Genomic DNA, 11,585 nt, shown 5'->3' with positions numbered 1-11,585 from the left:
CACCTTGACCGCCATCGACCCCACCGCCCACCTGACCGCGGAGCAGATCGAAGAGCTCGGCCGCGAGCTGGACGCCATCCGCGACGAGGTGATCGCCGACCGCGGCGAGAAAGACGCCGCCTACATCCGTAAGGTCATCGCCGCGCAGCGCAAGCTGGAGCTGGCCAGCAGGGGCGTGCTGCTGTTCTCGATGTTCCCGCCGGCGTGGCTGCTCGGCACCGCCGGGCTGTCCGTGGCCAAGATCATGGACAACATGGAGATCGGCCACAACGTCCTGCACGGCCAGTGGGACTGGATGCGGGACCCGAAGATCCACTCCACCACCTGGGAGTGGGACCACGTCTCGCCGTCCGACCAGTGGAAGCACTCCCACAACGAGCTCCACCACACGTACACCAACGTGATCGGCAAGGACAACGACCTCGGCTACGGCATCATGCGCGTCGACGAGGACCAGAAGTGGTACCCCTTCCACCTCGGCCAGCCGCTGTGGAACTTCCTCAACGCCTGCTTCTTCGAGTACGGCATCGCCGCATACGACCTGGAGCTCGGCAAGAACCTGCGCAAGCGCCGCCGCAAGAACCCGGAGTTCCGGGCGCGGGCCAAGGCCGTGGGCGCGAAGATCCGCAAGCAGGTGCTCAAGGACTACGTGATCCACCCGCTGCTGTCGGGCCCGTCCTTTCTCCCCACGCTCGCCGCCACCTTCACCGCGAACCTGGTCCGCAACCTCTGGTCCCACTCGGTGATCATGTGCGGGCACTTCCCCGAGGGCGTGCAGGTCTTCGAGCGCCGGTCGATCGAGGGCGAGACGCGCGGCCAGTGGTATCTGCGCCAGATGATGGGCTCGGCGAACATCAGCGGCAGCAAGGCCATGCACTTCATGACCGGCAACCTCTCCCACCAGATCGAGCACCACCTGTTCCCGGACCTGCCGAGCAACCGGTACGCCGAGGTCGCGGTGAAGGTACGCGCGCTGTTCGAGAAGTACGAGCTGGAGTACGTCACCGGACCGCTGCCCCAGCAGGTGTTCTCCGCGTGGCGCAAGGTCTTCCGGCTCTCGCTGCCGAACGCCAAGCCCAAGGTCGAAACACCGGACCGCGAGCTGGAGCTCGTCGCCGCCTGATCCCCAGAGCGACATCGAGCATCGGTTCTTCTCCGGCATCACGGCCCCTTGGCAGTTGGTTTAGGGCGGCTGGGCCGAAGCCGGCTCGGCCAGGACATCGGCGGCCGTCGGCCGTTCCGCGACCGACCTGGGCAGGACCGAGCGGGTGCCGGCGGTCTGCCCTCGCGGCCGCCGGTACCCGCCTCGGTCCCTCTCCGGGCGCGCTGCGGTCAGAATTCTGCGCCGGTCCCGGCGGCAGCCGGTTCCTTTTCCTCGGGCTTGTCGGCGATGACGGCCTCCGTGGTCAGGAACAGCGCGGCGATGGACGCGGCGTTCTGCAGCGCGGAGCGGGTCACCTTCGCCGGGTCGATGATGCCCGCGGCCAGCATGTCCACGTAGTCACCGGTCGCGGCGTTCAGGCCGTGGCCGACGGGCAGCGTCCGCACCTTCTCCACAACGACACCGCCCTCCAGGCCGGCGTTGCGGGCGATCTGCTGCAGCGGGGCGGTCAGCGCGCGGCGGACCATCTCCACACCGGTCCGATCCTCGTCGTCCACCTCCAGCTTCTCGAACGCCTTCTCCGACGCCTGCAGTAGGGCCACACCGCCACCGGCGACGATGCCCTCCTCGACGGCCGCCTTGGCGTTGCGGACGGCGTCCTCGATGCGGTGCTTGCGCTCCTTGAGCTCGACCTCGGTGGCGGCACCGGCCTTGATGACCGCGACACCGCCGGCGAGCTTGGCCAGGCGCTCCTGCAGCTTCTCGCGGTCGTAGTCGGAGTCGGAGCGTTCGATCTCGGTTCGGATCTGCTTGACCCGGCCCTCGATCGCGGCCCCGTCACCGGCGCCCTCCACGATGGTGGTGTCGTCCTTGGTGACGACCACCTTGCGGGCCCGGCCCAGGACGTCCAGGCCGGCATTCTCCAGCTTCAGGCCGACCTCCTCGGAGACGACCGTGGCGCCGGTGAGGATCGCCATGTCGCCGAGCATGGCCTTGCGGCGGTCGCCGAAGCCCGGGGCCTTGACGGCGACGGACTTGAAGGTGCCGCGGATCTTGTTGACGACCAGGGTCGCCAGCGCCTCGCCCTCGACGTCCTCGGCGATGATCAGCAGCGGCCGGCTCTCCTTCATCACCTGCTCCAGCAGCGGCAGCAGGTCCTTGACCGCGGTGACCTTGGAGCCGACCAGCAGGATGTACGGGTCCTCCAGGACCGCTTCCATGCGTTCGGGGTCGGTGACGAAGTAGGGGGAGATGTAGCCCTTGTCGAAGCGCATGCCCTCCGTGAGCTCCAGCTCGAGGCCGAAGGTGTTGGACTCCTCGACGGTGATGACGCCTTCCTTGCCGACCTTGTCCATGGCCTCGGCGATCAGCTCACCGATCGCCCGGTCCCCGCCCGCGGACACCGCGGCCGTGCTGGCGATCTCCTCCTTGCTCTCCAGCTCCTTGGCCTGCTCCAGCACGGCCGCGGAGACGGCCTCGACGGCCTTCTCGATGCCGCGCTTGAGAGCCATCGGGTTGGCGCCGGCGGCAACGTTGCGCAGGCCCTCGCGGACCAGGGCCTGGGCGAGAACGGTCGCGGTGGTCGTACCGTCACCGGCGACGTCGTCCGTCTTCTTGGCGACTTCCTTGACCAGCTCGGCGCCGATCTTCTCGTACGGGTCCTCGAGCTCGATCTCCTTGGCGATGGAGACACCATCGTTGGTGATCGTGGGGGCGCCCCACTTCTTGTCCAGGACCACGTTGCGGCCCTTGGGGCCGAGCGTCACCTTCACGGCGTCCGCGAGCTGGTTCATGCCGCGCTCCAGCGCGCGGCGCGCCTCCTCCTCGTAAGCGATGATCTTCGCGGCCATCGGTACGGTCTCCTCCGCATCTTCCTTGAGTCGATGACGATGGACCGGGGTGACGCCCGCGACGGCCACCCGCGCGACCGGAGGCTTTCCCTCACGGCCGCACGAGCACGTCACCCGGCCCAGCCGTTAGCACTCTCCCGTCGGGAGTGCCAATTCTTCATGTAGCACTCCGACCCGGCCGGCGGCAAGCGCACACCCTGACCGGCACCGCCTACGAACGAGAGACGACGCAAGTCCTGGGTGGCGAAGCCCAGTTCTCGGTCGCTTCCGCGTGGGTGCCTCGTGAGAGGACGTTCACCGAAGCAGCCTGGAGCGTGCTGCCCGTCTTCGGGTCTGGGCCAGGGCGTCGAGGACGTGTCCCGGTGGCAGCGCAGCCGCCAGCCGCGCCAGTTCCTCGAAGATCGACATGTACGAGCCTCCGCCGGTCTCGCCTCGCAACTCCCGCTCACGCTCCACGAAAGGCCGCACTGCCTGCCAGACCGAGACGATCCGGGTGCGCAGAACCGTGACCATCAGGGTCTCGTCCAGCAGCTCGAACACGGCGAGGTTCGCAAAGGACTGGTAGTAGTACACGACGTTGTAGAAGGCCGCCTTGGCTTCAGCGGGCAAACCCCGTACTCCGCCCTCTGGATCGTGCTCCGCGCCCAGGCGCGTGCAGAGGTAATCGTGCTGCTCGTGGAAGTCCACCGAGCGGAACTCCTGCAGCAGATCGACCATGACGGATATGTGGTTGGCGTGCTGCGCGATGCGAGCTTGTCGAGCACCTAAGACGACCGAGGTCACCACAGCGACAACGGCAATGCCCGTAGTGACGACATTGAAGATGACGGAACTGTCCATGCGAGCACCGTATGGAGCGCTCGCCGTGGTGCATACAAGGCCTGAGCCATGTCCGCGCGGGCCGTCGGTCGCGAGGAGTTTCCGGGCCGAACACGTCTTCCGCCCACGGAAGGCCAGCGCCGGCCGTGACGTTGCCCAGCGGCCCGCTGGGTGAGTCGGTCCCGCACGCCGGCGAGGCTGACTGGTCGCCGGCTTCGGAGTAGCACTCGTTCGCCCAGGTGAACACCTGCGACCTCGGGGTCGTGCTCCCAGAGCATGTCGAGCGGCACTTGTGTGCGCGGAATCGGCCGGTCTGCCGCCTTGCTCAGCGCGGCGGCGATCTGCGGGGCGGACAGCCGGTCGCCGGTGATCTCCATGGCGTGGCCCAGGTATGTGTCCGCCTTCGCGAGGACCAGTGCGGGGAGCGCGCCGATGTCGTCGATGGCGATCAGCTGCATGACCAGGTCGTCCTGCCAGGGCACGGTGAGGGTGCCGTTCTGGAAGAACCTCGCCGGGCTGGTGAAGTCCTCCATGAGCCCGGCGGGGCGCAGGATCGTCGCGGGCACGCCGAGGTCGTGGATGTGCTGCTCGATCTGCCACTTGTCGATGACGCCCCAGGCGCGCTCCACGTCGAAGAGGTTCTGGCTCTGCATGCCGCCGACCGACGAATACACCAGGTGTTGCACCTCGCCCAGGCGATCCGTGCCCAGGAAGCCGATCTACGCACGGTCGCGCCTGCGCCGTTGCCTGTTCCAACCGCCTCGCCGGCTCCGGCCCCGACCCGCCACACCGCTCCGCCCCGCCGATCACCAGGCCGTCACCGCAACCGCGTAACCAGCCTGCGGGACGGCCCGATGATCTTTGCCCAGGTCGTTGAGGACTGCGCCCTCCAGCCCCGGCCCGGCGCCGACTTGCTCAGATCATGCCTCCGGCGGCGTTGATGGTCTGGCCGGTGATCCATCGGCCGGCGTCGGAGGCCAGGAAGGCGACGATGTCGGCGATGTCGGCCGGTTCGCCCAGGCGGCCCAGTGGTGTGCGGGCTTTGGCGTCGTCAATGACCTGCGGGGGCACGGTGGCAATGACGTCGGTACGAGTCAGGCCGGGCAGGACGCTGTTGACCGTGACGGACCTGGAGCCCACCTCCCAGGCCAGCGTGCGGGCGAGTTGGTCACCGGCGGCCTTGCTGGCGGCCAGCAGCGCCATGCCGGGCAGCGGCGACACGGTCAGCGCGGATGAGATCAAGATGATCCGGCCGTGGTCGCTGATGCGCTGCGCGGCCTCGCGCAGCGCCACGAAGCTGGCCCGCACGTTGGCGTGCAGGTATTGGTCGAAGTCATCATCGGTGGCGCGGGCCAGCGGTACGGCGGTTGCCGTGGCCGCGTTGTTCACCCACACGTCCACCCGGCCGTACTGGCTCTCGGACGCGTCGAACAGCTCCTTGACCGCTTCCGGGTGGGTGATGTCGGCGCGGACCGCGGCGGCCTGCCCGCCCGCTTGTTTGATCTGGGCCACGGCCCGGGCGGCCGTTTCCTGGTCGCGGGAGCCGATGACGACCCGCATTCCCGCCGCGGCGAGCCGATCGCAGATCGCCCGCCCGATGCCGCGCGATCCGCCGGTGACGACCGCGACCCGATCCTCGACACGCATGACCCCTCCAATTAGTCGATGTCATCGATAGTCCATATCCTCGACTAATTTGGTAGAGGGTGTCAACTGTCCAGGTAGTAGACTGCCTGGCATGGCCGCCGCATCCGATGACGAACTCGTCGAGACGCTGATCGGCGTCTTCATGGAAATCGACGGCTTGTTCAGCACAGCGAGTCGCCAGCTGGGCCTGACCCCGCAGCAGGCACAACTGCTGTGCTTCGCCCAGCATCTGCAGCCGTCCTTCGGTGAGCTGGCAACCCTGCTGCACTGCGACAAGACCAACATCACCGGCCTGGTCGACCGGCTTCAGCGACGCGGCCTGCTCATCCGCCAACCCGACCCCAACGACCGCCGGATGACCCGCGTCCACCTCACCCCCGAGGGCAAGGCAGTCACCAGCCAGTTCCAGCAGGCCATCAACACCACCCTGACCAGCTGCTTCAGCTCCTGGCCCCCCACCCAACGCGACAGCCTCGTCCATCTGCTCCAAACCGCTACCACGGCACTGCGTCCCTGAACCTCGGCAGCCACCTCCGCCCCCGGCACACCATCAGCCCCGCAAAGCCGATCACGCCGAACCGCCACCCCACCGCGTAACCGCACCACGAAGTTGGAGCCCACGCCCCCGATTTGCACCGGACTCCGGACTCCGGACGCCACCGTCAGCGAAACGAGTACGCAGGCGCCGCGAGCGGGGCGAGGGCCCGCCGGGCGGGCGTGAGGCGGGTCAGCAGCAGGACGGCGCCGAGCAGCGCGGCGGCCGAGCCCACGGTGTGCGGACTGACGAGGGATGAGGCTCGATGGCGGTTCACTCGGGATTCAGGCGCAACAGATCCCGTACGGCCTCGAAGGCCGCCTCCGCCGTCGCCGGGTCCGCGCCGGGGCGGGCCAGGGCGCTCATGGGGATGGGGGTGACCGAGGGCAGGCCCTCGTAGGGGGTGAGGCCGTCGGGGGCGGGGCCGACCGCGGCGAGCAGGGCGACGCCTTGGCCGGTGCGGGCGATGTCGAGGACGCCCGCGAGATAGCCGGCGTCGCCGACGACCGTGGCGGGCACACCGTGCGCGGCGAGGGTCGCGATGGCGCGGCGGCGGATGGCGCACGGGTCCTCGATGGCGACCAGCGGCACAGGCGCGGGCGCGGCCGGCCGCTGCCAGCCGGGGACGGCGTGCCAGGTGAGCGGCAGGCCGCCGACCCGGACACCCTCGGTGGCGGCGGCCTCGGTGACGTAGACCGCGACGTCCACGCTGCCTCGTTCGACGGCCTCGACCAGGCGTGCGGAGCGGTCGATGCGGAAGCGGACCCGGCAGCCGGGGCGGACCTGTTGGACGGCGGCGGTCAGCCGGGGCAGGAACTGGTCGGCGGCGTGCTCGGTGGTGCCGACGGTGACGGTGTCGCCGTCCGCGTCGAGCAGGGTGCGTACGGCCTCGTCGTGCACGGCGAGGATGCGGCGGGCCTGCTCCAGCAATTGTCGGCCCTCTGGGGTGAACCGGGTGCCCCGGCCCTCGCGTTCGACGACCGGGCGGCCCAGCGTCTTCTCCAGCTTGCGGACGTGCTGGCTGACCGCCGACTGGCTGAGCGAGAGCATCTGCGCGGCACGGTGGAAGCCGCCGCAGTCGGCTATCGCGGTCAGGCTGCGCAGGGCCACGATGTCGAGGACGGGTCGGGACATGCCGCGACAGTAGCCGCTGACGTCGATCGATTGCGATCCCTGATCGGTTTCGATGCGGAATCATCGTTGGACGCGGCCGGTCGCGGCCGGTCATGATGGGCGCATGCTGCACGCGACCGCTTCCGCTGCCCTTCTGACGCAGCGCCGAGTCATCGACTTCGGCGTGGCGTGCAGCGCGCGCTGTCGCTGACTTCCCTCCGGACCTGTCTCCGGCCTTCCGTCGTTTTCTGAGCTGCTCACGTCCGTCGCCGTTCCGAACTGACACGTGACAGCCGACCCCCGCTGCCCTTTTCCGCCTGTCCCCTGCCTGTCCCCCGTATGTCCCCTGCCCCGAAACGGGAGTTGCCCCCTCATGTCCGCACCCTTCTCCTGGGACGAACCCGAAGGTCTCGCCGCGCGCGGCACGTTGATCGTGCTGGCGGGGCGTGGTGAACACGGCGGCGTGTACGAGCGGTTCGGCCGCCGGCTCGCCTTCGACGCCTACCGGGTGCGTGCCCTCGGTGACGCCTCCGCCGATCCGTCCGTGCTGGACGAGGCGGCCAAGCTGCTGGCCGACGAGTCGCTGCCCGGCCCGAAGGTACTGGTCGGCTCGGACACCGGCGCCCGGTACGCCGCCCACCTCGCTGCCGAGCAGACCGCCGGCGTGGACGCGCTGATCCTGGCGGGCCTGCCCACCACCCCTTGGGTGTCCGGGACTTGGCAGGCCGAGGTCGAGGCCCGCACCGCCTGCCCCACCCACCAGGGCCGCCTCACCCATGACCCGGAGTTCCGGCGGGGAGCCCTGGACGCCACCCCGGACCTGCCCGAGCTGCGGCTGGAGAAGGTACGCGTGCCAGTACTGGCCCTGCACGGCAAGGACGACGTGGTGAGCCCGCTCGACGAGGCCCTGCATGCGTACGGGGACGTACGGACGGTGCTGTTCAACGGCGGCCGGCACGACGTCCTCAACGACGCCCTGCACCGCACGGCCGCCGCCACCGTCGTGCTCTTCCTCGAGCGGCTGCGGCTGTCGACCGAGCTGCCCGCGATCGCGCAGGGGGATCTGGCATGAGCGTCACCGTCACCGTCTCCGAGCTCCGTGAACGGCTCGCCTCCGACACCCCTCCGCTCGTGCTCGACGTCCGCTGGGCCCTGGGCGACCCGCACGGCCGCGATCACTACGCCGACGGCCACATCCCGGGCGCGGTCTTCGTCGACCTGGACCGTGAGTTGGCCGGGCCGCCGTCCCCGGAGGGCGGGCGCCATCCGTTGCCGGACATCGCCGAACTGCAGGCTGCCGCCAGGAGGTGGGGCCTGCGTGAGGGCCAACAGGTCGTCGTCCACGACGACGTGGACAACACGGCTGCCGCACGGGCGTGGTGGCTGCTGCGCTACGCCGGTGTCGCCCATGTCAGCCTGCTCGACGGGGCGTTGGGGGCCTGGCGATCGGCCGGACTGCCGCTGGAGTCCGGTGTCCCGGCCGAGTCCCGGCCCGGGGATGTCGTCCTGCGTGCGGGCGCTCTGCCCGTCACCGATGCCGACGGTGCCGCCGAACTCGCCGTCGGCGGGCTGCTGTTGGACGCACGGGCGGCGGAGCGCTACCGGGGTGAAGTGGAGCCGGTGGACCCACGGGCCGGGCACATCCCGGGCGCTGTGTCCGCGCCCACCGGGGAGAACCTCGCGGGCGACGGGACCTTCCTGCCCGCCGACGAGCTGCGCAAGAGGTTCGAGGAGAAGGGCGCGACCGACTCCACGCGCATCGGCGTCTACTGCGGCTCGGGTGTCACCGCCGCCCATCAGATCGCGGCGCTGGAGATCGCCGGGTTCGAGGCGGTCCTCTTCCCCGGTTCCTGGTCCGCCTGGTCTGCCGACCCCGACCGCCCGGCCGCGACCGGTCCGTCGCCTTCCTGACTCCTGACTCCTGACTTCCTGAAGGAACCCGCCATGCCGACGAAACCGCTCGCCGCGGGGGTGCTGTCGAAGCAGGACCTCCCCCAGGCGCCCGAGCCGTCCGCCCGCGTCACCATCAGCGGCACCGCCAGGACCGGCCGCCGCTTCAGCGTCCCCCGTTCCGTGCGCCGATCGGCAGGCCCGGTCGGCCTGGTACTGCTGTGGTTCCTGACGTCGGCCACCGGAGTGCTCCCCGAGTCCGTGCTGGCCTCCCCCGTGGACGTCGTACGCCAGGCCGTCGAGCTGACGAAGAACGGTGAACTGCCCAGCGCCATCGCCGCGTCGGGCCGCCGCGCCGCCATCGGCTTCGCGATCGGCGCGAGCATCGCCCTGAGCCTGTCTCTCCTCGCCGGGCTGTTCCGGCTCGGCGAGGACGTCATCGACTCCTCGATGGGCATGTTCAGGGCGATCCCCTGGGTGGGCCTCATCCCGCTGTTCATCGTCTGGTTCGGCATCGAGGAGACCCCGAAGATCGCGCTGGTCGCGCTCGGGGTGACCTACCCGCTGTATTTCAACATCTACGGCGGCATCCGCTCCACGGACGCCCAACTCGTCGAGGCGGCACGGATGATGGGCCTGGGCCGGTTCGGGCTGATCAAGTACGTGATCCTGCCGAGCGCGCTGCCCGGTGCTCTCGTGGGGCTGCGGTACGCGCTGTCGACGGCCTGGCTGGCGCTGGTCTTCGCCGAGCAGGTCAACGCCGACCAGGGCCTCGGCTATCTGATGAGCAACGCCCAGCAGTACTTCCGCACGGACGTCATCGTGCTCTGCCTCGTCGTGTACGCGCTGCTGGGCCTGGCCTGCGACTTCGCCGTACGGATCCTGTCACGGCGCCTGCTGACCTGGCGGGCCAACTTCGAGGGCGAGGCCTGAAGATGCCGAACAGCGTGGAGATCAGGGGCCTTTCACGGGCCTTCGACGGCAACACCGTTCTGCACGACCTCGATCTCGACATCCGCCAGGGCGAGTTCGTCGCCCTCCTCGGGCACAGCGGCTGCGGCAAGTCGACGCTGTTGCGGATCCTCGCCGGGCTCGACGACGAGATCGGCGGCGAGGTGACCGTACCGGCGCGGCGCAGTGCCGCCTTCCAGTCGCCGCGGCTGCTGCCCTGGCTGAAGGTGTGGCGCAATGTCGTCCTCGGTCTGCCCGGACGGCCCGACAGGGCCCTCGCGGCCAAGGCGCTCGACGAGGTCGGCATCGCGGACCGGGCCACGGTCTGGCCCAAGACCCTCTCCGGCGGCCAGGCGCAGCGCGTCTCGCTCGCCCGTGCACTGGTGCGCGAGCCGGAACTGCTGCTGTTGGACGAGCCGTTCGGTGCGCTGGACGCGCTGACCCGCGGCAAGGTGCAGCAACTGGTCGCCGAGCTGTGGCGCTTGCACGGCTGCGCGATCCTCCTGGTCACCCATGACGTGGAGGAGGCGCTGCTGCTCGCCGACCGTGTCCTGGTGATGGACGAGGGCCGTATCGCGCACGAGCTGACCGTCGAGCTGCCCCGCCCCCGTGATCTGACCGCCCCCGAGTTCGTGACCCTGCGCGCCCGCCTCCTGAACTGGCTCGGCGTGACCCACACCCTGGAAGGAACCCCCTCGTGACCCGCAGCATCGCCACCGCCGCGCTGAGCCTGACCGCCCTGCTGGCGCTGACCGCCTGCGGCGCGGACTCCTCGGCGGACGCCTCCTCGTCGAAGCAGGTCACCCTCACCATCGGCGACCAGGCCAAGACCCTGCAGACGATCCTCGCCGCCTCCGACGCGCTCAAGGGTGCCAAATACAAGGTGAAGTGGGCCGAGTTCGAAGGCGCGGCCCCGCTCTACCAGGCGGTACAGGCCGGCGCCGCCGACACCGGTTTCTCCGCCGATCTGCCCGCGCTTCAGGCACTCAGCGGCGGAGTGAAGATCAAGAACATCGCCGCGCTGAAGAACGACGGCACGCATGTCGGCATCGTCGTCCGCAAGGACTCCGGCATCGACAGCGTCAAGGACCTCAAGGGCCAGAAGGTCGTGGTGTCCTCGGCCAAGGGCAGCGTCTCGGAGTACCTGCTGGCCAACGTGCTGAAGCAGAACGGCCTCAGCTACCAGGACGTCAAGGTCCAGTACCTGCTGCCGACCGACGCGCAAGCGGCCTTCGCGTCCGGAAAGATCAAGATCTGGGCGACCTTCGGCGTCTACCAGGCCGTGGGCCTGGAGCAGGGCGGCAGGCTCCTCGTCGACGGCGGCGACGGCCGCGTCAGCGGCATCGGATACGTCAACGCCTCCGAGAAGGCCCTCGCCGACTCCTCGAAGAAGACGGCCCTGTCCGACTTCCTGCAGCGCCTCGGTACGGCCCTGAAGTGGACCAGCACCCACAAGGACGCCTACGCCAAGGCCATCGAGGAGCGCAACGGCGCCGACGCCACCGTCGCGAAGACCCTCGCCTCGGCCGCGTACGGCGAGGTCCTGCCCCTCACCGCCGACGTGGACAAGACCGTGCAGGGCGTGGCCGACCTCATGAACGGCATCGGCGTGCTCGACCCGAACGTCGACGTGGCCAAGTCCTCCGACACGTCCCTTCTCAAGTAGTCACGTAGGAGC

At 69.6% G+C, this 11,585-nt stretch carries 13 protein-coding genes; 7 read left to right on the top strand and 6 right to left on the bottom strand.

Annotation, left to right across the window (positions count from 1 at the left end):
* Positions 1–4: 4 nt before the first annotated feature.
* The gene (locus MQP27_RS38055) at positions 5–1,123 is read left to right on the top strand and encodes a fatty acid desaturase family protein (RefSeq protein ID WP_242773909.1); all 1,119 of its coding nucleotides are present in this window, start codon (positions 5–7) and stop codon (positions 1,121–1,123) included.
* Positions 1,124–1,332: 209 nt separating this feature from the next.
* Here MQP27_RS38055 and groL read toward each other — a convergent pair whose 3' ends face one another.
* The 4 genes from groL to MQP27_RS38035 all read right to left on the bottom strand — a co-directional run bounded on the left by groL (position 1,333) and on the right by MQP27_RS38035 (position 5,418).
* Positions 1,333–2,952: a chaperonin GroEL gene (gene groL, locus MQP27_RS38050; protein WP_242773907.1), complete on the bottom strand. Its 1,620-nt coding sequence runs from the start codon at positions 2,950–2,952 to the stop codon at positions 1,333–1,335.
* A 294-nt stretch (positions 2,953–3,246) separates the two neighbouring features.
* Positions 3,247–3,792: a DUF4760 domain-containing protein gene (locus MQP27_RS38045; RefSeq protein WP_242773905.1), complete on the bottom strand. Its 546-nt coding sequence runs from the start codon at positions 3,790–3,792 to the stop codon at positions 3,247–3,249.
* Complete coding sequence (locus MQP27_RS38040) at positions 3,732–4,457, bottom strand: NmrA family NAD(P)-binding protein (protein WP_242773904.1); 726 nt, start codon at positions 4,455–4,457, stop codon at positions 3,732–3,734. Before MQP27_RS38040 ends, MQP27_RS38045 begins: the two co-directional genes overlap by 61 nt.
* A 229-nt stretch (positions 4,458–4,686) precedes the next feature.
* Positions 4,687–5,418, bottom strand: a complete 732-nt coding sequence (locus tag MQP27_RS38035) for an SDR family NAD(P)-dependent oxidoreductase (RefSeq protein WP_242773903.1) — start codon at positions 5,416–5,418, stop codon at positions 4,687–4,689.
* Between the two features lie 91 nt (positions 5,419–5,509).
* Here MQP27_RS38035 and MQP27_RS38030 point away from each other — a divergent pair, with 91 nt between their 5' ends.
* Positions 5,510–5,935 (top strand): MarR family winged helix-turn-helix transcriptional regulator, encoded by a 426-nt coding sequence (locus tag MQP27_RS38030; protein ID WP_242773902.1) that lies wholly within the window; start codon positions 5,510–5,512, stop codon positions 5,933–5,935.
* 145 nt (positions 5,936–6,080) lie between these two features.
* Here MQP27_RS38030 and MQP27_RS38025 read toward each other — a convergent pair whose 3' ends face one another.
* On the bottom strand, positions 6,081–6,230 hold the full coding sequence (locus MQP27_RS38025; RefSeq protein WP_242773901.1) for a hypothetical protein: 150 nt from the start codon (positions 6,228–6,230) through the stop codon (positions 6,081–6,083).
* Complete coding sequence (locus MQP27_RS38020) at positions 6,227–7,087, bottom strand: LysR family transcriptional regulator (RefSeq protein ID WP_242773899.1); 861 nt, start codon at positions 7,085–7,087, stop codon at positions 6,227–6,229. The genes MQP27_RS38025 and MQP27_RS38020 overlap by 4 nt, the downstream gene beginning before the upstream one ends.
* Before the next feature lie 352 nt (positions 7,088–7,439).
* Here MQP27_RS38020 and MQP27_RS38015 point away from each other — a divergent pair, with 352 nt between their 5' ends.
* The 5 genes from MQP27_RS38015 to MQP27_RS37995 are packed head-to-tail and all read left to right on the top strand — an operon-like array spanning position 7,440 to position 11,573.
* Positions 7,440–8,138, top strand: a complete 699-nt coding sequence (locus MQP27_RS38015; protein WP_242773898.1) for an alpha/beta hydrolase — start codon at positions 7,440–7,442, stop codon at positions 8,136–8,138.
* The gene (locus MQP27_RS38010; RefSeq protein WP_242773896.1) at positions 8,135–8,977 is read left to right on the top strand and encodes a sulfurtransferase; all 843 of its coding nucleotides are present in this window, start codon (positions 8,135–8,137) and stop codon (positions 8,975–8,977) included. The genes MQP27_RS38015 and MQP27_RS38010 overlap by 4 nt, the downstream gene beginning before the upstream one ends.
* Before the next feature lie 33 nt (positions 8,978–9,010).
* Positions 9,011–9,889, top strand: a complete 879-nt coding sequence (locus MQP27_RS38005; protein WP_242773894.1) for an ABC transporter permease — start codon at positions 9,011–9,013, stop codon at positions 9,887–9,889.
* Between the two features lie 2 nt (positions 9,890–9,891).
* Positions 9,892–10,608 (top strand): ABC transporter ATP-binding protein, encoded by a 717-nt coding sequence (locus MQP27_RS38000; protein ID WP_242773892.1) that lies wholly within the window; start codon positions 9,892–9,894, stop codon positions 10,606–10,608.
* A complete protein-coding gene (locus MQP27_RS37995; protein WP_242773890.1) occupies positions 10,605–11,573 on the top strand; it encodes an ABC transporter substrate-binding protein in 969 nt (322 codons plus the stop codon). Before MQP27_RS38000 ends, MQP27_RS37995 begins: the two co-directional genes overlap by 4 nt.
* Positions 11,574–11,585 lie beyond the last annotated feature (12 nt).

This window comes from Streptomyces cylindrosporus (assembly GCF_022698165.1).
GTDB classification, from domain to species: domain Bacteria; phylum Actinomycetota; class Actinomycetes; order Streptomycetales; family Streptomycetaceae; genus Streptomyces; species Streptomyces cylindrosporus.
This window is presented reverse-complemented; position numbering and strand designations above follow the sequence as displayed.